The organism is Pseudoalteromonas sp. NZS11 (assembly GCF_015864765.1).
Taxonomy (GTDB): Bacteria; Pseudomonadota; Gammaproteobacteria; order Enterobacterales; family Alteromonadaceae; genus Pseudoalteromonas; species Pseudoalteromonas arctica.
The window spans coordinates 40,560-62,740 of the sequence record NZ_JADYWP010000014.1 but is presented as its reverse complement, the minus strand read 5'-3'; the positions used below and the strand labels follow the sequence as shown (position 1 = coordinate 62,740).

22 protein-coding genes are annotated in these 22,181 nt (G+C 39.1%); 11 read left to right on the top strand and 11 right to left on the bottom strand.

Annotated elements, in window-relative coordinates; translation table 11 throughout:
- Positions 1 to 30: 30 nt before the first annotated feature.
- The 3 genes from I6E82_RS18865 to I6E82_RS18855 all read right to left on the bottom strand — a co-directional run bounded on the left by I6E82_RS18865 (position 31) and on the right by I6E82_RS18855 (position 2,820).
- A complete protein-coding gene (locus tag I6E82_RS18865; RefSeq protein ID WP_024605559.1) occupies positions 31 to 1,212 on the bottom strand; it encodes a cystathionine beta-lyase in 1,182 nt (393 codons plus the stop codon).
- Between the two features lie 9 nt (positions 1,213 to 1,221).
- Positions 1,222 to 2,142, bottom strand: a complete 921-nt coding sequence (nudC, locus tag I6E82_RS18860; RefSeq protein WP_165722920.1) for an NAD(+) diphosphatase — start codon at positions 2,140 to 2,142, stop codon at positions 1,222 to 1,224.
- Between the two features lie 174 nt (positions 2,143 to 2,316).
- Positions 2,317 to 2,820 (bottom strand): LabA-like NYN domain-containing protein, encoded by a 504-nt coding sequence (locus I6E82_RS18855; RefSeq protein ID WP_182716714.1) that lies wholly within the window; start codon positions 2,818 to 2,820, stop codon positions 2,317 to 2,319.
- A 150-nt stretch (positions 2,821 to 2,970) separates the two neighbouring features.
- Here I6E82_RS18855 and I6E82_RS18850 point away from each other — a divergent pair, with 150 nt between their 5' ends.
- Positions 2,971 to 3,594 (top strand): hypothetical protein, encoded by a 624-nt coding sequence (locus I6E82_RS18850; RefSeq protein ID WP_121954340.1) that lies wholly within the window; start codon positions 2,971 to 2,973, stop codon positions 3,592 to 3,594.
- Positions 3,594 to 4,337 carry a DUF3307 domain-containing protein gene (locus tag I6E82_RS18845; protein ID WP_197118481.1) on the top strand — a complete coding sequence of 248 codons (744 nt, stop codon included), beginning with the start codon at positions 3,594 to 3,596 and terminating at the stop codon, positions 4,335 to 4,337. Before I6E82_RS18850 ends, I6E82_RS18845 begins: the two co-directional genes overlap by 1 nt.
- Before the next feature lie 137 nt (positions 4,338 to 4,474).
- Here the strand turns inward: I6E82_RS18845 and I6E82_RS18840 are convergent, their stop codons facing one another.
- Both I6E82_RS18840 and I6E82_RS18835 read right to left on the bottom strand, forming a co-directional pair.
- On the bottom strand, positions 4,475 to 5,869 hold the full coding sequence (locus I6E82_RS18840) for a DEAD/DEAH box helicase (RefSeq protein WP_121954342.1): 1,395 nt from the start codon (positions 5,867 to 5,869) through the stop codon (positions 4,475 to 4,477).
- A gap of 200 nt (positions 5,870 to 6,069) precedes the next feature.
- Complete coding sequence (locus I6E82_RS18835) at positions 6,070 to 6,909, bottom strand: isopenicillin N synthase family dioxygenase (RefSeq protein ID WP_197118480.1); 840 nt, start codon at positions 6,907 to 6,909, stop codon at positions 6,070 to 6,072.
- Between the two features lie 266 nt (positions 6,910 to 7,175).
- Here I6E82_RS18835 and I6E82_RS18830 point away from each other — a divergent pair, with 266 nt between their 5' ends.
- Positions 7,176 to 8,378, top strand: a complete 1,203-nt coding sequence (locus I6E82_RS18830; protein WP_197118479.1) for a bifunctional alpha/beta hydrolase/OsmC family protein — start codon at positions 7,176 to 7,178, stop codon at positions 8,376 to 8,378.
- Positions 8,379 to 8,436: 58 nt separating this feature from the next.
- Here the strand turns inward: I6E82_RS18830 and I6E82_RS18825 are convergent, their stop codons facing one another.
- Positions 8,437 to 9,219: an alpha/beta hydrolase gene (locus I6E82_RS18825; RefSeq protein ID WP_197118478.1), complete on the bottom strand. Its 783-nt coding sequence runs from the start codon at positions 9,217 to 9,219 to the stop codon at positions 8,437 to 8,439.
- A 129-nt stretch (positions 9,220 to 9,348) separates the two neighbouring features.
- On the opposite strand from I6E82_RS18825, the gene I6E82_RS18820 reads away from it, so the two are divergent.
- On the top strand, positions 9,349 to 9,672 hold the full coding sequence (locus tag I6E82_RS18820; RefSeq protein WP_010555318.1) for a hypothetical protein: 324 nt from the start codon (positions 9,349 to 9,351) through the stop codon (positions 9,670 to 9,672).
- Positions 9,673 to 9,744: 72 nt separating this feature from the next.
- Here I6E82_RS18820 and I6E82_RS18815 read toward each other — a convergent pair whose 3' ends face one another.
- The 3 genes from I6E82_RS18815 to aspS all read right to left on the bottom strand — a co-directional run bounded on the left by I6E82_RS18815 (position 9,745) and on the right by aspS (position 12,484).
- The gene (locus I6E82_RS18815; RefSeq protein WP_197118477.1) at positions 9,745 to 10,341 is read right to left on the bottom strand and encodes a pentapeptide repeat-containing protein; all 597 of its coding nucleotides are present in this window, start codon (positions 10,339 to 10,341) and stop codon (positions 9,745 to 9,747) included.
- A gap of 16 nt (positions 10,342 to 10,357) precedes the next feature.
- A complete protein-coding gene (locus I6E82_RS18810) occupies positions 10,358 to 10,588 on the bottom strand; it encodes a hypothetical protein (protein WP_007586979.1) in 231 nt (76 codons plus the stop codon).
- Positions 10,589 to 10,705: 117 nt separating this feature from the next.
- A complete protein-coding gene (gene aspS, locus I6E82_RS18805; RefSeq protein WP_121954345.1) occupies positions 10,706 to 12,484 on the bottom strand; it encodes an aspartate--tRNA ligase in 1,779 nt (592 codons plus the stop codon).
- A gap of 247 nt (positions 12,485 to 12,731) precedes the next feature.
- Here aspS and I6E82_RS18800 point away from each other — a divergent pair, with 247 nt between their 5' ends.
- The 6 genes from I6E82_RS18800 (at position 12,732) to I6E82_RS18775 (ending at position 19,324) form a co-directional block, all read left to right on the top strand.
- A complete protein-coding gene (locus I6E82_RS18800) occupies positions 12,732 to 13,580 on the top strand; it encodes a DUF72 domain-containing protein (protein WP_197102630.1) in 849 nt (282 codons plus the stop codon).
- Positions 13,581 to 13,604: 24 nt separating this feature from the next.
- Positions 13,605 to 14,105 (top strand): M48 metallopeptidase family protein, encoded by a 501-nt coding sequence (locus I6E82_RS18795; protein WP_197102633.1) that lies wholly within the window; start codon positions 13,605 to 13,607, stop codon positions 14,103 to 14,105.
- Between the two features lie 230 nt (positions 14,106 to 14,335).
- Positions 14,336 to 16,519 (top strand): YHYH protein, encoded by a 2,184-nt coding sequence (locus I6E82_RS18790; protein ID WP_197118476.1) that lies wholly within the window; start codon positions 14,336 to 14,338, stop codon positions 16,517 to 16,519.
- Positions 16,520 to 16,555: 36 nt separating this feature from the next.
- Positions 16,556 to 17,062: a hypothetical protein gene (locus tag I6E82_RS18785; protein WP_197118475.1), complete on the top strand. Its 507-nt coding sequence runs from the start codon at positions 16,556 to 16,558 to the stop codon at positions 17,060 to 17,062.
- A 221-nt stretch (positions 17,063 to 17,283) separates the two neighbouring features.
- Positions 17,284 to 18,642, top strand: a complete 1,359-nt coding sequence (locus I6E82_RS18780; RefSeq protein WP_231616958.1) for an ATP-binding protein — start codon at positions 17,284 to 17,286, stop codon at positions 18,640 to 18,642.
- A gap of 4 nt (positions 18,643 to 18,646) precedes the next feature.
- Positions 18,647 to 19,324, top strand: a complete 678-nt coding sequence (locus I6E82_RS18775; RefSeq protein ID WP_197118473.1) for a response regulator — start codon at positions 18,647 to 18,649, stop codon at positions 19,322 to 19,324.
- Positions 19,325 to 19,421: 97 nt separating this feature from the next.
- Here I6E82_RS18775 and I6E82_RS18770 read toward each other — a convergent pair whose 3' ends face one another.
- Positions 19,422 to 20,402, bottom strand: a complete 981-nt coding sequence (locus I6E82_RS18770; RefSeq protein WP_197118472.1) for an AbiH family protein — start codon at positions 20,400 to 20,402, stop codon at positions 19,422 to 19,424.
- 244 nt (positions 20,403 to 20,646) lie between these two features.
- Positions 20,647 to 21,333, bottom strand: a complete 687-nt coding sequence (locus I6E82_RS18765; RefSeq protein ID WP_007586957.1) for a DUF3334 family protein — start codon at positions 21,331 to 21,333, stop codon at positions 20,647 to 20,649.
- A gap of 116 nt (positions 21,334 to 21,449) precedes the next feature.
- Here I6E82_RS18765 and cmoA point away from each other — a divergent pair, with 116 nt between their 5' ends.
- A complete protein-coding gene (cmoA, locus tag I6E82_RS18760) occupies positions 21,450 to 22,175 on the top strand; it encodes a carboxy-S-adenosyl-L-methionine synthase CmoA (RefSeq protein WP_007378000.1) in 726 nt (241 codons plus the stop codon).
- The last annotated feature ends 6 nt before the right edge of the window (positions 22,176 to 22,181 follow it).

The window sequence follows — 22,181 nt, the reverse complement described above, 5'->3', positions numbered from 1 at the left end:
TAAATGTAACAGCATAAATTGCGATATAAATTATAAATGCTGCTTATAAACCTCAAGTGCTTGGCTTAAATCGCTAATTAAATCTTCAACATCTTCAAGACCAATATGCAAGCGAATAACCGGGCCTAAATCCCAACCTGTATTTGAACGCAGCCCTTTCATAGTTAAATTAGCGGTTACTAAACTTTCAAAACCGCCCCACGAAAAGCCCATTTTAATATGCTCAAGGCTATCTAAAAATGCATCAATCGCTTTTTGATTACCGGTTTTCATCACAAATGAAAACAACCCATTACTGCCATCAAAATCACGTTTAAAAAACTCATGCCCTGGGCAGCTTTCAAATGCAGGGTGTCGAATATGATCAACAAGCTCATGTTGCTCAAGCCATTTAGCTACTTCTATTGCTGCTTTTTCATGTTGATTTAAACGCACACCCATTGTACGCAGGCCTCTAAGTGCTAAATACGCATCATCGGCACTGGTACATTGCCCTAGTAAGTATGAGTTTTCGCGCAAGGTTGGCCAATACTTTTTATTAGCAACAGCCACCCCCATCATCACGTCTGAGTGGCCAACAATATACTTTGTTGCAGCCTGAATACTAATATCAACACCGTGCTCTAGCGGACGATAATGCAAACCGTTGCCGTAGGTATTATCAAGCATGGTCATTACGTTGTGCTCATTGGCTACTTTTACCATAGCGGGCACATCTTGCACTTCCATCGTAATAGAACCTGGGGACTCTAAAAACAATACTTTGGTATTTGGCTGAATGTAGTCTTTAATACCTGCGCCAATGGTTGGCGGGTAGTAAGTTGTTGTAATGCCCAGTCCCACTAAAATTTTATCGCAAAAATCGCGAGTTGGTTCGTACACGTTATCAACCATTAAAATATGATCACCGGTTTTTAAAAACGATAAAAATACTTGGCTAATCGCCGCTGCGCCACAAGGGTATAGTGCACAGCCTTCGCCGCCTTCAAGTTCTGTAATCGCTTCTTGTAGTGCAAAGTGTGTTGTTGTGCCCCGGCGCCCATAAAATAACGTTTTATCGCCACGGGTTTTAGCTGCTTCTTTTAAATCTGCTACAGTATCAAATACAATGGTAGATGCACGCTGTACAACGGGATTTACTACGCCATGTGTATAGGCTTTTTTGCGCCCTGATGATACCAGCTGAGTGTTTTTATTACTTTTACTCGACATTGTTAATCCTTAAGGGTTTGTGCGCCAATGCTCAATTAAATAACGAGAGATAGAGTCGGTTCTAGGCAGCTTTAAATGCTCCCCTTCTTCGTGCCAATTACCAAATTGCTCTAAGTCTTCACGACTAAACCATTTTGCATCGTCTAGCTCTTCTTTATCTACGTTAATTTCCTCAGATGTCGCCTCTGCAAAAAAACCAAGCATAATTGACGATGGGAACGGCCATGGCTGAGATGCAACATAACGTACGTTATCAACCTCTATGCCTGCCTCTTCTTTAACTTCACGCGCAACAGCTTGTTCCAGTGTCTCCCCTGGGTCTACAAATCCAGCAAGCGACGAATACATACCAATAGGCCACGCAGCTTGACGACCTAATAAACAGCGTTCTACTCCGTCAGCAAAGACTTTAGTAACGACCATAATTACCGCAGGATCGGTACGCGGGAATGTAGGATGCTTACAGTTTTCGTTTTCACATACACGAGAATGCCCTGCTTCCACTGAACGGTTTTTACTACCGCAGCGCCCACAAAAACGGTGCGTTGCATGCCAATAACATAACCCTCTCGCAAGGGCGGCTATTGAGGCATATTTAATGGTTACTTGAGGCCCATATTGGCGAATATCAAAAAACTGAGCGCCCTCTATTAAAGGCGTAAGTACGCTTTCATCCAGATCAGAAACATCCAATGCAAACACACCATGTTTAGCATTGTTTAAACCAACAAAAATAGCACTCGTTAAATCTAAATGCGCCACTTGTTGATACGTTAAATAGCTTACTTTAGGGGTATCTTTAATAAATAGGGTTTGATTATTTTTAACTAAAACCCATTTACTTTGCGCCGACATTTGCGCTTTAAGCCACGATGGGTCTTTACGAAAATTTGAGCCTCTGTCTAGTGGCATGTTGCTGTAATGAAGCATGTAAGTCCTTGGTAACTCGTTATGCTTTAAAATTACCATAATCATTTAGCAAACCCAATTGATTACAGTAATAAAAAAAGCCTATATAAGGCTTAATTCATCTATTACGGCTTTGTATTAAAATCTCTCATGTTGCAGGCACTTAGCTTGCACCTTTTTAACTATTTTTTGCTGTTAAAGGAGCAAAGTATTGTCAATTAAATGAAATTGCTCAGCGCTTTGTTTTAATACCTCTGCAGTTAACCGGTCAGCACCGTAAACATCGCACGGTACATTATATTGATTTTTTAAATGCCCAAGTAACAAAGCAAAGTCACCATCGCCAGAGAGCAAAATAACCTTATCAAGATTCTTACCCTGCTCTAACATGTCTATTGTTATGCCTACATCCCAGTCACCTTTTGCACTACCGTCACGACGTTGAATAAATGGCTTTAGCTTTACGTCAAAGCCAATCGCACGCAAAATATTTTGAAACTGATTTTGCTTTTCATCTCCTCGATAAATAGCATACGCAAAAGCACATTCAATATTGTATTGCGTTTGCATCACTCGCCAAAACGCATTGTAGTCAAAGTTTTTTCCGTAACTCTCGCGGCACGTGTAATAAATGTTTTGCACATCAACAAAAATACCTACGCGTGGTTTCGTGCTTTGCTGCTCGTTTTGTAAAGTCATTTAGTGTCCTAGTGAGGATTAATAGCAATAAAAGTAACGTTATAAAATAAGTGTACCTTGCAATTTATATTTAAGTAACCTAAATTAGTTACATACCCTTATGTAACCAATATTGGTTACATATTAAAAAGTAACCATTTTGAGATTTTTATGATTGGTGTGATCAGCGGCGATATTATTAAATCGCAAACAATCCCTAAGCAGCAATACGATGCCATGCTTTATCAACTAGAGCAAAGTTTGCGAAACATTTCGGGGGAGCAAACACTTTGGAATATATACCGAGGCGATGCCTTTCAGCTACAAGTTAATAATCCTGAGCTCCTTTTTAAAAATGCCATACTTGTATATTTACACCTTAAATCGTCAGGTTATGAGCTACGGCAAAGCTTGGCACTTGGGCAAATAGATAACCCACGCAGCGATATAAAAACAGCAACCGGTTCTGCTTTTACCCTTTCGGGGCAAGGCCTTGATAAAATAGGTAATCAACGCTTTGTTTTTAATATTAATGAGCAGCAGCTTGATGAAAGCTTAAATCTTAATTTAGCCTTTGCCGACGTATTACTCACTAAAATCACGCAAAAACAAGCAAATGCCCTGTATGTCTATTTAACATCATCAGACAACAGCCACGCGGCACTGGCTAAAGAGCTTAAAACAAGTCGCGAAAATGTAACCAAACTACTAAATTTAGCGCACTACCAACTTATAGAACGCTTTATTAAACACACACAACACGTTATAAAAAATACAATTAAAGGAGGTGAATAATGCAGTTTTCACTTTTACTGGTCGCGCTTATTATTGGCCACTTACTCGCTGATTTTTACTGGCAACCTATGAGTTGGGTAAACGACAGAAATACCCGTCACTTTAAAGCCAGTAAGCTTTATTTTCATGTACTAGTGCATGGTGTAACAAGTGCACTCATTATTACCGTGTGGGAATACACATTCGGGTGGCAGCAACTAAGCAGTGTTTTAATTGCCACGGCGAGCATTATGTTGAGCCATTATTTTATTGATATAGCTAAATCGTATTCTAATAAAGGCGTGGTGCCTTTTTTACTTGATCAAATAGCGCACATACTCGTTATTATTGCGCTCAGTATTTGGCTAACTGATAACAATAGCTTTATGGCTGCAATTAATAATATGCTCACTGATCCCAAAATACTGTGGGTGGTATGCGGTTATTTAATTGTTTTAAGTCCCAGCGCCGTATTTATAAGAATGATGTTAGAGCGTTTAACAAGTAACTTTTCAAGTACTGGTAGCTTACCGCTTGCAGGGCAAAGCATTGGTATGCTTGAGCGCGTACTTATGCTGAGCTTTATATTGCTTGACCAATTTGCAGGGCTTGGTTTTTTACTTGCAGCAAAGTCGGTATTTAGGTTTGGTGATTTAAGTGCAAGCAAAGATAAAAAACTTACCGAGTACGTTATGCTCGGCACATTACTTAGCGTAAGTGTGACTTTATTTGTCGGCTTGGGTATTAACTATTTAATCAGGTAGGCAATACAGTAAGTACAAATTACAGGCAATAAAAAACGCGCTGCTTCTATTTATTCAAAAGAAGGGAGCGCGTTTTTTGTATCAACCTTTAATCAAGTTCTAAATTAATTAAACGCCAATATAATCATTAACAATGATTAATCGTTATTTGTGCGACGACGGCGTTGGCCATTACCGCCAACAGATTCACGCTTTGCCCACGGGTTTTGCGCGTTATCATCTGTTTTAGCTGCTGGCTTTTTAGAACCACCACGGCGTGGGCCGGTACCATTACCACCATTGTTCGGTTTTTTACTGTTAGGCTTGCTGCTATCAGATTTAGGCTTATTAAAAGGCTGCTTTTTCTTAGGCTTTTTAGACGGCAGTGGGCGAGCATCTAATGCGCGCTCTGCTACTGGGTTAATAGGCTCAAAACCGTCTTCTTCAGCACGTGGGATAAGCTCACCAATAAAGCGCTCAATACCGTATAAATCAACAGCATCTTCTGTTGTTACAAACGAAATCGCATGACCCGACGCACCGGCACGGCCTGTACGGCCAATACGGTGAACGTAATCTTCATATACATTTGGTAAGTCGTAGTTAACAACATGCGGTAATTCAACAATGTCTAAACCACGTGCAACAATGTCTGTTGCTACTAGTACGCGTACTTCACCACTTTTAAAACCATCAAGTGCTTTAACACGTGCGCCTTGTGATTTATTACCATGGATAGCCGCGCCTACAATGTCATCGCGCTCTAGTTGTTTAACTAAGCGGTTAGCACCGTGCTTTGTGCGGCTAAACACTAATACTTGTTGCCAATCGTTAGTACGAATTAAGTGGCTTAGCAATGCTGTTTTACGTGTTTTATCTACCGCATAAACACACTGAGTAACACTTTTTGCAGTAGTATTTTTTGCAGCAACTGAAATTTCAACAGGGTCATTAATTAACCCTTTTGCTAATGCACGAATTTCGTCAGAAAATGTAGCCGAAAACATCAAGTTTTGACGTTTAGCAGGCATTTTAGCAATTAAGCGTTTAATGTCGTGAATAAAGCCCATGTCTAACATGCGGTCAGCTTCATCGAGTACAAGCACTTCAACGCTATCAAATTTAACTGCATTTTGATTATGTAAGTCGATTAAACGACCCGGCGTTGCTACTAAAATATCAACACCTTTACGAAGACGCTGCATTTGTGGGTTAATTTTAACGCCACCGTAAACTACAAATGAGCTCACATCCGAATGCTTAGCGTACTCTTCAACGTTTTCGCTTACTTGCAAAGCAAGCTCACGTGTAGGCGTTAAAATAAGTGCACGTACGTGGTTACTTTTAGCTTTAGGGCCTGACGACAAACGCTCAATAAGTGGTAATGTAAAACCCGCTGTTTTACCTGTACCTGTTTGCGCTGCTGCCATAACATCACGGCGTTCAATAATTGCAGGAATTGCTTGAGCCTGAATCGGCGTTGGCGTTTCATAGCCCTTTTCTAAAACCGCATTAACCAAAGACTGTGATAAACCTAAACCTTCAAAACTCATATAAACTCTCTTTTAAATTAGGCTACGTTAGCCAGTTGCGCGCATTATACCTGTAGTAGCTAAGAATGCATGCCATTATTTACGTTGCGAGCAATTGAGCATAGCTTAATAAAATTAAACCTGTGCTCAAGTTGCTTAAAAATGCAAAAAACGGCCATAAGCCGTTTTATATTTATACTTAATTACTCTAAGTATAAGAGTTACTTAACACCTAACTCACGCAGGCGTTCTTGCAAGTAGCTATCTGCCGTGTAGCGCTCTGAAAGCACAACATCTGGATGCGGGTGTAAAAATAACGGTAGTGAAATACGCGATTTAGTAGATGCTTTACCCGTTGGGTTAATTACACGGTGAATTGTCGATGGGAAATACCCGCCCGACGCTTCTTGTAACATGTCGCCGATATTAATAATTAAGCTGCCAAAATCACATGGCACGTCTAACCAACCGCCATCTGTTTTTTGAACTTGTAAACCAGGCTCATTAGAAGCTGGTAATACAGTCAATAAGTTAATATCGCCATGGGCTGCTGCGCGAATAGCACCTGGCTCTTCATCACCCGTCATAGGCGGATAATGTAGGATACGTAACAATGTTTGCTCAGAATCGGCAATCATGTCTTTTAAATCAATCGAAAACTTAGCACGTACATCAGCCGGAGATTCAGCCTGAACCCAACTTAATAACGTGCCAGCAAATTCACTTGCTAAACGGTAGTATTCACGTACATCAGCTTCAAGCTCTGCAGGAACGCGACCTTTAGGGTACACATGGAAGTACTCTTTAATGTCTTTTATTGTAAAGCCTTTCGCTACTTCAGATACTGAAGGCGGAAAGTAACCGTCTTGAGTGTCTTTAGAGAATAAAAAGTCGTGCTTTTGCTCTGAGTTAAAAAAGTCTTGCCAATTTTTGTAAATAGACTCAACTAAAGACTGTGGGATTGGGTGGTTTTTTAAAACGCCAAATCCAGTATTTCTTAACGATTCAACAAATTGTGCAGCCGCATCGGGAGCTTTATAATCAACAGTAGGTAATTGCATTGTACGTTCCAGTGAATAGGTTGTGAGAAGTGAACTGCTTCAATAGTAGCAAATAGCTAAGATAAAGTAGCAAAGCCTTCATTATAGCGCTATGTGAGGATAGACAAATGACCTTAAAAAAATAAGGACATATGTCCGCAAAGCATAGCCGCCGCCACTTAGCTTGATCAAGATCAACTTATAAAAAAACGTTGAATTTGCAAGGTTTAGTGCTTATATATGGTCTACTAATATAATGTATTTTATTTGTGTAAATAAGGCTTCCCATGCGACAAAAAGTATCTTTTAAAAGCGGCGATTTAGAACTTGCCGGCCAACTTGAACTTCCCTCTGGTGACGTTAAGTTTTACGCGCTATTTGCACACTGCTTTACCTGCGGTAAAGACATTGCAGCAGCCACCCGTATTAGCCGAGCTTTAACACAACAAGGCATTGCCGTACTACGTTTCGACTTTACCGGTTTAGGTAATAGCGATGGCGACTTTGCTAACAGTAACTTTTCATCAAACATTCAAGATTTAGTATCTGCGGCAAATCATTTACGTGAGCATTTTGCGGCGCCGCAACTACTCATTGGCCACAGTTTAGGCGGGGCTGCCGTTCTTGCTGCTGCGGAGCATATTCCTGAAGTATCGGCTATTACAACCATTGGTGCACCGTCAGATGCGCAGCACGTAGCGCATAACTTTGAAGCACACCTTGATGAAATTAACGCAGCAGGTGAAGCTAAAGTAAACTTAGCCGGCCGTGAATTTACCATTAAAAGGCAATTTATTGACGATATAGCCAAGTACGATAAAAGCCACATAAGTAAACTTAAGCGCGCATTATTAGTAATGCACTCCCCTATTGATGCAACTGTAAATATTAGCGAAGCCGAAAAAATTTACGCATCAGCTAAGCATCCTAAAAGTTTTATTAGCCTAGATAACGCCGATCACTTACTTACTAATAAAAACGATGCCGACTACGCTGCAGAAATTATTGCAACGTGGGCTAATCGCTACGTTAAATATGACAAAACAAAATACGCCGCAAGCCTAACGGGTGGCAATGTACTTGTTGAAGAAAAAGATCATGTATTTACTCAGCACGTAAGCACCAAAGATCATACTTGGCTTGCAGATGAGCCAATAAAGGTAGGCGGTAAAAACTTAGGCCCCGATCCGTATCATCACTTATTGGCGGGGCTTGGTGCCTGTACAGCAATGACACTGCGCATGTACGCTACACGTAAAAACTTAGCGCTAGAGCATGTCAAAGTAGAACTTGATCACACTCGAGATTACAACAAAGATTGCGACGATTGTGAGCAAACAGGTAATCTTGAAGCCATTACCCGTAAAATCACCTTACGTGGCGACTTAACTGAGCCACAGCGCCAGCGTTTACTCGAAATAGCCGACAAATGCCCAGTACATAAAACACTGCATAACAACCCGGTTATTGTAAGTGAACTGGTAGAGTAACTACCATAAAATTAATATAGCGCAGCTAACACTGCGCTGTGATTTAACTTTTATAAACCTAATTTTTACTATCTAAAAATCCCTCTACTTCTTTACTCATTCTGTCCACCAGCCATTTTGGCCCGCCATCGTACATATCGTTATGGCGTGATTTTTCTATTATTATTTGCGTAACAGGAAACTTATCCAGCTCTGAATCGTTTAACAACACATTCGCATCAGCTGGGTAATCACTACCGCGAAGTGTAAGTACGCGAATGTTTTTATTGCGCGGGATCAACATGCGGCGATGATCGAGCGTAATAATAGTGCTAACTTCGTTTGGATAAATAGAGCCATATAATGCGGAAATATCACCGCCATTAGAATGCCCAAATAAGGTGAGTTTTGTAAAGTCGTACGCTGGGTATTTACTCGATAGCTCATTAACTAAAAACTTAAGCGTTGCTACGCCACGATGCCAGTTTTCCATGCGAGTGGTTAAATAAGGCTGCTCACGATTAAGGTCAGGGTCGGTTTTTAATTTATGTGCAACGGCTACTGTTAAGTATCCACGCTGATTAAACACATTACTAGCAAACGTGTATTCGTTATGGCTAATCCCGTAGCCCGCATTAATAAACGCTACAGAGCATTTTACTTGAGCTGTACACTTAGCATTGTTAGCTGGCAATGTAATATTGATAGGAATAGTGCGATTGCGGCTTTCATCAGTTATAACGCCATTGTTTGCATAGCTTGTTGCGCCTATTACTGATGTGCTTATAACTGATGTACTTATTACTGGTGTACTTAGAGCTAGTGCGCTTAATATAAAAAGCTTTTTAAGTGTTTTTTGCATATTTAAATTTATATAAATTATTGTTTTTAATTAAAAATAACTTTTACTTTATAGCTTTGCATTCTCTATTGTCAAACTATGCGATAATAGCCGCCATTGTTTTAATATATTTAGTAAAAGATCCAATAAATGAAATCATACAATAGCATTCAAGAACGTATAGAAATTTTAGAAGACAAACTAACTGCAATACATGACGAAATCGAAACACTAAAAGCACCTGCTAAAAACAACAATGAACGTATTATTTTTAAGTTTATTGAAACAGGCAGCACAGGTAAAACGAAGGATTTTGTTCGTGAGTTAGGTATTAAATCACCGCGTGACGGTTTGTTTTCGTCAGGTGACGTTACAAAACTAATTAAAGATGGCGCTGAAGATATTTCACCTGCGTTATTAGAAATCGCAAGACAGCTTGCCAGTGCACGTAATAAAAATGGCCCAAGCCGTTAATTACACAGTCACGCAGTATCTAGAAGCCCAGCTAAGCTGTCGCTTCTAGGTATGTAACCATATTAAACTAAATTAATCACAAAGCTCTATATTAAGGCTGGTAAGCAGATTAAGTGCTTCGAAGCGATCAAACTTAGCATTCGCTAACATATTATTATTCAAATCTATATTAAACGCTGTAGCACCTACAAAATCACATTTTGTTAAGTTAGTTTGAAAAAACTCACTATCGCGAAAATCTGTTCCTGTAAATTCACTACCGCTTAAATCAGCGTGTCTAAAATCAACATTTTTGGCAAAGCAGTGTGTTAGTTTGAGGGCTTTGAGGGTTAATTCAAAAAAAGAACTATTACTGAGCTCGCAATAATTAAAACTCACCGGTGCGTTAATACTAAGCGCTGGCCAATCTACATCAGCCCATTGCAAACTATTTAATTTACAGTGGCTAAAACTTACATTTTCAAGCGAACTGTAGTTCCATTTAAGTGACGATAAATTACAGTTTTTAAAACTACATTCTATAAATCGGCAATTTTTAAACTGCCCGCCTGAAAAGTCGCAATCGATAAATATACATTCTTCAAACTCAGAGTTTTCAGTTAGCTGCTCTGCGTACTGCAAAGCATTAAATTGCTCATCAAAATACTGGTTATTGTTACTTAACAACACAATTCACCTATTAAATTTAACCCGTGTAGCCATTACTTTTAGGTAAATCTTTTTTAAGCGCAAGCACTGCAATAAAAATCAAAGCAAATAGTGGAAATAGAGCTAAACAGCCACCCACAAAAGCTAAAACACCTGGCATAGTACTTTTACGCTTACCTATTTTGTAGCTAATTACAGCAAAAATAGGAATACACAGCACAATAATAAAAACTAAAAACTCACCAAATAAGGTTGCATTGATCGACATAATAATTCCTTTTCATCTGTTCGTTTAAAATACACTCTGCAGCAAATTTAACCATAAAAAAACCCTTAAGCATATAACTTAAGGGTTTTTAAAATTAGCTTAAAAGCTAAGCAAAAATTACTCTTCGCTTGATACTTCTTTTTCTACAACACTAATTGCAAGCTCAGCTAACGAATCAAGGTTAGGTTTGCTTGGCGCGTTGGTTAATAAACACGACGCTTGTGTTGTTTTAGGGAAAGCAATAACGTCACGAATGTTATCGGTACCACATAAAAGCATTGCTAAACGGTCAAGACCAAATGCTAAACCTGCATGTGGTGGTGTGCCGTATTTAAGTGCATCAAGTAAAAAACCAAACTTGTCTTGTTGCTCTTGCTCGTTAATACCTAAAATTCTAAATGCAGTTTCTTGCATATCTGCATTATGAATACGTACCGAACCGCCACCCACTTCGTAGCCGTTTAATACCATATCGTAGGCATCTGAAATAGCAGCTGCTGGGTTTGCTTCAAGCTCACTGGCGTTAATGTCTTTTGGTGCAGTGAATGGATGATGTACAGCATGTAATGTGCCTTCGTCATCTTCTTCAAACATTGGGAAGTCTACAACCCAAAGTGGTGCCCAGCTATTAAGGTTAGTGATTTCTAAATCAACACCAATCTTAACGCGCAGTGCGCCCATTGCTTCATTTACTGTGTTGCGCTTATCGGCACCAAATAAAATGATATCGCCAGACTGTGCATTAGTACGCTCAAGTAATTTAGTAATTACGTCTTCGCTTAAAAACTTAGCTACTGGTGATTGAACACCCTCAGCGCCTGCAGTGTGGTCGTTTACTTTCATCCACGCCATGCCTTTAGCGCCATAAATACCAATAAACTTAGTGTAATCGTCAAGCTGTTTACGAGAAAGCTTAGCGCCACCCGGTACAGTTAACACAGCAACGCGACCTTTTTCGTCGTTAGCCGGACCTGAGAAAACATTAAACTCTACGTCTTTAACTAAATCTGCAACATCAACTAATTTCATTGGGTTACGTAAATCTGGCTTATCAGAACCGTAAAGGCTCATTGCCTCGCTGTAAGGCATGATTGGAAAATCGCCTAAATCAACGTTTAACAATGTTTGCCACATCTCGCGGATCATTTTTTCAGTCATACCACGTACTTGATCAGAGCTCATGAACGAGGTTTCTATATCTATTTGGGTAAATTCTGGTTGACGATCGGCACGTAAATCTTCATCACGGAAACATTTAACAATTTGGTAGTAACGGTCAAAACCCGACATCATCAACAATTGCTTAAATAACTGTGGAGACTGTGGTAAAGCGTAAAAACTACCTTTATGAACGCGGCTTGGCACTAAGTAATCGCGTGCGCCTTCTGGCGTTGCTTTAGTAAGTACAGGTGTTTCGATGTCTAAAAAGCCGTTTTCATCTAAAAAGCGACGAACAAAGCTGCTTGCTTTAGCACGTAATTTAATACGGTCACTCATTTCTAGACGACGTAGGTCTAGGTAACGGTATTTTAAACGACGCTCTTCTGAGTTTACTTGGTTAAAATCAAGCGGTAATGGCTCAGAGCGGTTAATAATATTAAGCTCTTTACCTAAAATTTCGATCTCCCCTGTTGCCATGTCTTTATTTACTTGGCTGTCTGGGCGTGCGCGAACAATACCTTTTAACTGAACACAAAATTCTTGGCGAAGTGTGTTAGCTGAACTCATTAACTCTTCAATGTCAGAGTCGAATACAACTTGTACTAAACCTTCTCTATCGCGTAAATCGACAAAGATAAGTCCACCAAGATCACGTCGTTTGTTGATCCAGCCACATAGTTCAACTTCTTGATCTACGTGAGTTTTATTTAGCTGTCCGCAATATATAGAGCGCATAGTTTTCCTGTCAGATAAAAGGCTTAAACGGCTAAACTTATTTGTTTTAAGGCGTGTGATTTAAAAAACAGGTCACCACAATACAAATAAAGCCGCTAGCAATCTAAAAATAATCAAATTAAGCCCTGCATTATACTCAACTAACATTAAGATGCTAGGGCGTGTGCCGCTTTTGCCCCTGAATTTACAGCAGCTTGTTTTGTTATTTGCTACACTATCGCCACTTTATAATAAGGCGCTAGTTTGTATGTTATATATTGGATGCCCGCAGTGGTCGAGTAATGCATGGAAAGGCAATTTATTTTCAAGCCAATGTAAAAACGCCGATATGCTTAGCCAATACGCACAACATTTTAATTCTGTTGAAGGCAATACTAGCTTTTACGCTGATCCTTCGCCAAGCACCGTATTGCGCTGGGCAAACAGCGTACCCGACGATTTTAAATTTACTTTTAAGTTTAATCGTCGCTTTAGCCACGAGCTGCACCTAACTAATGTTCAAACCGAGCTTACTGATTGGCTTAACTTGTTTACCCCTATTTTAGAAAAAACCGGGCAAATCATGCTGCAATTACCTAAAGCATTTGGTCCTGGTGACTTACCCAAACTCGCCCAATTTATTAGCCTATTACCAAAAGAGGTTAATTACGGTGTAGAGGTACGTCATACTGCGTTTTTTCAAAAGGGCGAAGCCGAAATAGCGCTTAATCAGTTATTAATGGCAAACAACATAAATCGCATATCGATGGATACTCGCGCCCTATTTGCGGTAAAACCAACAACCGAAGCGCTAATAGACGCACAGCAAAAAAAGCCGCATTTACCCGTGCATGCCATTGCTACAAGCACGCAACCCATGGCGCGCTTTGTTATCGCCGATTTACAAAACGACTATAAACCCTTTTATAAACCGTGGCTGAGTAAAGTAAAACAATGGCTTGATGAAGGAAAAACGCCTTATGTGTTTTTTCATACGGCAGATAACCGAGAAGCGCCATTATTAGCAAGGCAGTTTTGCAAAGACCTTGGTTATGATCACAAAGCATTAAACCCATTTACTGGCGAAAAAGAAGCCCACCAGCAAGCACTTTTTTAAAAGTAAAACGACAGAGAAGCAATAATGAGTGAATACGCACGTTACTTTACCGGCTACCCAGCTAACATTGTTGAGCAAGTATTAAGCCTTATAGATAACAACAAGGTATGTGACTACTTACTTAAAAAGTATCCGCAAGCACATACCATTACTAGCGATAAACTACTTTATAACTACGCAACCGAGCTTAAAAAACAGTATTTAAAAAGTGCACCACCGTTTGGGCGCGCAGCATTTAAAAAGCAAGGCGACATGGTCACCAACGCACTTGGTACACATACGTATCGAATGCAAGGTAAAACCCGTAAGCACGATTTAGCGATAAACAGCGACTTACTGCGCGCTCCCGAGCCATTATTAAAAGCGTTAGTGGTACATGAGCTCGCCCACTTTAAAGAAAAAGACCATAACAAAGGCTTTTATCAACTTTGCTGCCATATGGAGCCGAGTTATCACCAGCTAGAGTTAGATTTAAGAATTTTTTGTGTGGTCGTCGCAATGGGAGAAAATCCTTATTTAAAATAAGGGTTTTACCGTTGTTTAACTGAGTGAAAATAACGCCCATGCTTAAGTTAATATTTCCTTCCATAACCAAGCGTTCATACCCAGTCTTTTATCCCCGTAAGCAACTCACAACTTAACGCCTGTCCTTAATAAAAACAAAAAAGTTTAAAACTACATAATTGCCCTACATTTGAGAACTACACTCTTAATAGCTAATTCTTTCTATGTACTCTTAATTTTTGGAGTTTTAAATGATGAAAAATACCTATGCCTTTTTACTCAGTGCACTGTGCTGTGTAACCTTAAGTGCCTGCAACGAGCAAAACAGCCAATCACTTGAACAATCAAGCCTCAATGATTTTACTCTAACAAGCTCAAAGGTAAGCGATGGCGGTAACTTGCCTATTACTTATACGTGCGATGGGCAAAGCATTAGCCCTCCACTTAACTGGAGCGGTGCACCTAACACAACCAAATATTATGCGTTAATTATGGATCATAAAGCGCCAGAGGGAATGCATTGGTATTGGACCATGTACAATATTGCCGCCGATAAAACACGAATTAAAGCGGGCGAAACTCTCGGTGAAGTAGGCTCTAATAGCGTAAACGATTTAAACCAATATGCGCCGCCTTGCTCTAAAGGTCCAGGTGAAAAAAGCTATACTTATACTGTGTATGCGTTATCTGCACCGGTTACCTTTAATAGCGATACAAAAGTAGATCGCTCAGCATTACTCGCCGCTGTAAAAGATATTACGCTCGATACTGCAAGTATGACGGTTAAATACTCGCGAAGTGCTAATAGCGCCGAGCAAAAATCGGATTCAAAACCAACACCAAACGAGCAACCAAAGCCTGACAAATCATATTTAACCGCTAACGTAAAATCACCTCGCTGCGATGCTATTACACAATCAGTAAGTAATGCAGGGTTTGATCAAAGCGTATCTGTTACGTGCGATGAACAATATGCTTATATTGCCTCATCTACTTATCCTGATCATGACGTAATGACTGGTATTACAGGTACTAACGAGCAAATACCTGTTCCAGCTAAAGACTACGCCGCACCTATAAAGCTAAATCCTAAAAAAGCAAAAACAATAACAACAATTGATGCAGCCGTAGGTGTTGCCGTTAATGGCGTACCAATATACGACTATTCTTCGCAAGGTGAACTGGACGTAAATAGCTACGATGAAAAACACGACACTTTAGCACTCGGACAGTTAGATATATGTGGCGGACACGCAGGACGAGGTGATGACTACCATTATCATGTATCGCCAACGTGTATGATTGACACAATGAAAAACCAATCAAGCGATGCCATTATTGGTTGGGCTTACGATGGTTACCCGCTGTATAGCAGTAAAAACCCAGACGGTAGTGCAATTGCCAAAGGTGACCTTGATGTATGTAACGGACAAACCGATGACACATTTGGCTATCGCTACCAAACATCAGCTACGCCGCCGTATATTATTCAGTGCTTAGTAGGTGAAGTAGATACCGCAAAATTACCAAGAGTGGCACCACTGAGTGGCGATACTCAAGGTATAAGAGCCGATCTGCGCCCGCCACAAGGAGACGTTGAAAACTTAACGCACACAATCTCTGAAAACGGCAGCCGTACAATGAGCTACTCATATAAAGGCGAAAACTACTTTACTACCTACAGCCCTGCATCACAGGGAAAAGACTGCTATAGCTTTAAACAAAAAACCATCAGTAATGGTGGCAAAGTTCAAACAGGTACATTTTGTAGAGGTCCGCAACCAAATCACCTTACTCCTACAGTCACTAAGAAAAATACAAATCCTACCATTACAGGCAAGCACAACTTAAAGCTAGAAGCATGGGCTGATAACTGGTTTACAGCCTACATAGGCGAGCAGTTACTTGTTGAAGATTCTGTGCCTATAACCACAGAACGCTCATTTAATGCACAAAGCATTACGTTTTCTGCAAACTACCCTATTGAGCTTAATTTAATAATTAAAGACTTTAAGCAAAACGACACAGGGCTTGAATACATCGGTGCTAAAAATCAGCAAATGGGTGATGGCGGTTTTATTATGCAACTTACCAACACCGATACAAATAAAGTAATTGCGGTAAGCAATAAAAGCTTTAAATGCGAAATACTTCACAAAGCGCCGCTTAACAAATTATGCGAAAGCGAAACAAACCCTGTAGCGGGCGAAGGCGCTTGTGCGTTTATGTCAAAAGAAGCACCAACTAACTGGCTGCAAAGTAACTTTGACGATACGAATTGGGCTAATGCAGTAGAGCACAACTTTGCCGATGTAGGACCAAAAGACGGTTACGACGATATTAACTGGGATAAAAACGCAAAGTTCATATGGGGCGAAGACTTAGAAACCGACAACACCCTTATTTGTAAAGTAACTATTGAGCAACCTCAATAAACAAAAAGGTCTCCGCTTCAATAAAAGGTAGTAATTATGTATTTTTTTAAAAAATTAAAATGGCTAATGCTAGCGTGTATTTTAACAAGTATGTGCGCTCAAGTGAGCGCACATGTATTAAAAAACACAACAGCCCAAGTAATTTTAAGAGACGGGCAAGTTGAGGTTAAAGTATTAACTAATGCTGAGCATTTAATTTCAGCGCTGCAAAGCGAGCAAGCATGGCTTATGGGCGATATTGATAAGCTTATGCCTACAAACTTAAGTGCAGAGCAACAAGAAGAGTTTGTAAAAAATGCACTTAAACAAAAAACGAGCTTACGTGTAAATCAGCAAGTTATCGTGTTTGAACGCGTCGCTTTTACCACCAGCAACAACGAAGCGCACGACCTAGAAATTGTTTTTCAAGCGAAGCACACATTTACAACAGTAGATGATCTTGCTATATCGTTCCCTAAAAGTTTAGGTGCAGTACACGCAAGCTTTGTAAAACCACAATATAAGTTACTGGGTGCTGGCGATACCGCAAAAATAAAGTTCTAGCCCAAGAATCAACATACCTAAAAAGCTTACTTAAAAAGGATTTTAGTAAGCAACTCCCTAAATACGCTAATTGTAGGCACATAATCAATATGCAATACTGCTTGGTACGTTAACACATGATTTTTACTATTTGCCAATCAGTGAAATTAATACATAAATTCTTTTTAGCTTTTTTTATCACTAATATCGCCCTTGTTGGACTTATGTTTGTGTTTATATACATGACCTTTTCGTCAGGGTTTAACGACTTTGTTGAACAAGAAGAAACAAAGCATGTAGCAATGGTGAAGCAGCAACTTATTGAGCTTTATAGCGAATTAGGCAGTTGGCAACCCATTACGCAAAACACACAATTATGGCGATCTATTGTTGAGCCACAAAAAAAGCCAGGCGAGCCTGAAACGAATAAACACACAAGCACCCCACCCAAACCAAATAACAGCAATGCAACGCCTTCTTTATTGTGGGTACACTTACCTACAGGTTCCCTTAAAACAGGGCAACGTATAAGTTTATATGATCAAAATAAAAAAGTTGTTGTTGGTAGATCTAATTTAAACGACAACCCACATATAGAGCCTATTTTATTAAACAATAACGTTATAGGTTGGATAGGTTTAGTACCTTCAAAACTTGTGCAAAGTAGCCCAGCAAAAGCATTTTTAGCAGCGCAATTTCATAACTATTTTATGATCACATTACTCGTTATTGCGCTCGCATTTATTATGGCTATTGTGTTATCTCGCCATTTAATAAAACCAATAAAGCAAATAGTGGCTGGAACCGATGAGTTAACAAACGGAAATTTTGCCAGCAGAATATCCTCCTCTAGTAAAGATGAGCTAGGTACCCTATCCAACAATTTTAACGCCTTAGCCCACACGCTTGAGCAAAACCAACAAATGCGATTTCAATGGGTGTCAGACACATCCCACGAATTAAGAACCCCACTTACCGTACTACGCTCGCATTTACTAGCCGTACAAGATGGCGTATTTACAGCCGATACAAAGCGCATTAATTTACTCATAAACCAAGTAGATAATTTAAGTCATATTGTTGACGACCTAGCCCAACTAGCACAAACAGATAGCGTTAATTTAACCTATAGCAATGCACACATTGATTTAATAAACATTTTTGAGCAATCAATTGAAAACTACACCGCTCGCTTTAAAGAGCGTGAATTAAATGTAGACAGCAAAAGTTTAACCAAAGCCGGCAAATGTATAATAAATGGCGATAAAGAACGCCTTGTGCAATTATTTTCAAACCTGTTAGAAAATACCTGCAGATACACGCATAAAGGTGGGCAAGTAATAATACTTGCCAACAAAACACCCAATAACATTGAGCTTATTTTACAAGACTCAGCCCCAAGTGTTTTACCAAACGACTTACAAAAATTGTTTGAGCGTTTTTATCGCGTTGAAAAATCTCGAAGCCGAGAGCACGGCGGCTCGGGCTTAGGACTTGCACTTTGCAAACAAATAGTAGAGGCACATGGCGGTCAAATATCGTTGCACAACTCACCACTCGGTGGGCTAGAAGTAAAAATAACACTGACACTTTTAGGTTAAAATAATGGCATCACAAAAAATACTTATCGTTGAAGACGAAGAAAACATTGCAGAGGTACTTATTGCCTACGCTAAGCAACAAGATTACGAAACTGAGCACTTAAATAGCGGCAAAGGTGTAGTTAGTTTTGTAAAACAAAACGCAGTAGATTTAATACTTCTTGATTTAATGTTGCCAGATGTTGATGGCATAGAGCTATGTAAGCAAATTAGAGCCTTTTCAAGTGTGCCTATTATTATGCTTACCGCAAAAAGTGAAGAAATAGACCGCTTACTGGGTTTAGAGCTCGGCGCCGATGACTACATATGCAAACCTTTCAGCCCTAAAGAAGTTATAGCGCGCATAAAGGCCGTACTAAGAAGGACCAGCCAGCCTAAAACCAACATCATCAATCATAATAATTTTCAATTACACAAAGACGATTACGAAGCCCGCCTAAACGGCAAAAGTATTGGCTTTACCGCCGTCGAGTTTAAAATATTTTTACTATTTATAAGCCACGTAGGTCGTGTTTTTACCCGCGAAGATATTATTAATAACGTATACAGCGACACAACCGACATATCCGATCGCAACATTGATACACACATTAAAAATATACGAAAAAAGATTAACGACATTCAAGCAGGACTAAACCCAATAGCAGCGGTTTATAGTGTGGGCTATAAGTTTAAAGAGTAGATAGTATTGCCTAAAGGATAGTTATAGCCGCACGCATTAGTAACGAGAAAATAGCTCAATTAAGGAGTAAAACGCTAAAAGCACTTGGTAAATCAATTTAAAAAAAAATTTCAGAATTAAAAGAAAAATAAACACGTTTAGATACTGCTTCAAGTTCTTCGGGTGCAATGAATTTTTTCAACAATGCTCGTCGTCGCCTTTCAAGAAGCTGAGACCTTCTTTTATTAATACTTGGTAAATATTCAAATACTATTAGTCTACAATTCCTCTCCTTAAGTTGCTCTGCTATTAAATCCCACCATAACTGATCAGTCTCTCCAATAGATGAACCAAATATGCATATTAGATCTGCTTCTGAAATCAACTTTTCACAGTCGGACTCAATGCCATGTCTCATAACTAAATTACAGTCTCGTTTTATCAAATGATTTGTAGCATCAATATTATTTGAAAGTTCTTTATTAATTATTTGCTCTGCATTATCAACGCCGATGACCATATCTGAATCTATTGTTCCATGAACATGGAATATAGAATCTAGCCTATGTAGACCAACATCTTCTTTTTTCTCAATCTTAAGATTTGAGTTACGATTAGAAATATTATTTAGACCTAAAATATGTTCTGCCGTATGTGTGTAATTAAAATTAACTATAGAATAAAAATTATGTCTTCGATCTTTACCCCCGAAGAATTTTCTCAAGGATATTGCATCTCTGACTAAAAGAAACTTTTCAGGATGAAATAGATCTTCAATGAATTTTTCATTATTTATGCTTGATATTTTTTCTTTAGTAAATTTTTTTTGAGCTAAAGTTAAATATTCGGCGAGCTCTTCTACGATATTCTCATGAATATCATCCAATTCATCTAATGAGTTTATTTCTTTTGTATATTCACCAAGAGCTAACTCTAAATCAGACCATTTATCTATATTATTAGAGATATTGTCTTTGAAATTTTTGACTGGATAAGAGTCACTTTCTTGAATTTTGTAGAACCCATAAAAATCTTTATAGCTACTTTTCAAACCAAGATTAAGATCAAAGCCATTCCCTATTAAGTACACCGTTTTCACACTTTATTTCCATATTCAATTTTAAAAGACAAAAACTTGGTCGTCATATATGAGCGTATTCAGTTTTTTAATTGTATCGATTGTAAATAGATCAAAAAATTAATTCAAATTAATGCTTAAATAACCTTAACCCACAAAAAAACACGATATAAAATCGCGTTTTTTATTTTAAATGATTTTACCTAACTGCTAATTATTTTAAAAACCGTTGGGTTTCGCTTCGCTCTACCCAACCTACATATAATTAAAGTCCTAAGCCTGCCATAAAATCGTCATCGGCATCGTCTTGCTCTACTGCTGTAGATGCTTTTTCTTTATCCGCTTTTTTGCGTGCTTCGTTTTCAATTATGTCGTCTGGGTCTAGTGCTTCTGCAATATCAAAGTCGTGTAATTTAATAAACTCTGTTTTATCCATCGCTAATTCCAAGTAAAAGATATTTTGTTTACTTGTAGTGAATGTTACGCGGCGGGCTTGCGGGCGATCCATCGTGGTATCTACCGATATTTGCACTTGCTTGTTTATTGCCATCATTTTTGGCTGGTTTTGCGTAATAGACGTATGTAATTGCTCGCGCACTTTAGACGTAAAGTCGCCAACAATTTGATTCATCAACTCACCTAGTACGTTTGATACGTCGTCTGATAAATGGCTATGCGCTATTTCATCTTCTGGCATCCCCATGTTGCGCATGTAATCGCCATAAATTTCCATCGCCGCTTGCGAAGTAAAGTTGGTAATTACAAGCCCTGTAAAACCGCCGTCAAATAAAACAAAGCAGCCAATATCTGGTCGCATACATGTACGTGTTATTTTTTGCACCATGGCTGAGTAGCTAATACCATTACCACTGGCTGAAGTGAGTACGCCTGTCACTGAATGACAAAGGGTTGCTAATATATCGTCTGTGCTGATGACCTTACTTTTGCTCATTTAATCTTCTCTTTTATACTTATTATTCATAATTCTAGTCAAGCTACTGAATTTATCACTGACTATCCAGTATAAAATGTTAAAATAGCGCCATTATTTACAAAGAGACTGCCTTCGTGACCATAAAAGACAGTATTTATGCCTCTGAGCAACAAGTAAAAGATTTTAGCTTTGACCAAAATGTAGTCGAAGTTTTTCCAGATATGATTCAGCGCTCGGTACCGGGCTACGCAACGATTGTCAGTACAATGGGTAAACTTGCCGGTGAGTACGCACAAAGTAACTCAAATCTTTATGATTTAGGCTGCTCACTTGGCGCAGTAACACTTAGCATGCGACGAAATATTCGCACCGATAACTGCCATATAATAGCGGTAGATAATTCTCAAGCTATGGTTGAACGTTGTAAGGTACATTTACAAGGTTTTAAATCAGATGTGCCTGTTACTGTTACTTTAGGCGATATTAACGAGCTTGAGATTCAAAACGCCTCAGTAGTAGCAATGAACTTTACGTTGCAGTTTATTCCACATGCGCAGCGCCAAGCTGTGCTGGAAAAAATATACGCTAATTTAAAACCTGGCGGCGTATTACTGTTAAGCGAAAAAATTAAAGCTGAAAACGAGCAATGCGACAATTTATTGATTGATTTGCACCACGACTTTAAACGACACAATGGTTACTCTGAGCTTGAAATAAGCCAAAAACGTACCGCCATCGAAAACGTTATGCGCCCAGATACACTAAGCGCTCACTTTACTCGCTTACAAGATATTGGTTTTAGCCAAACTCAAGTGTGGTATCAATGTTTTAATTTTTGCTCAATGGTAGCAATTAAATAAAGAGAG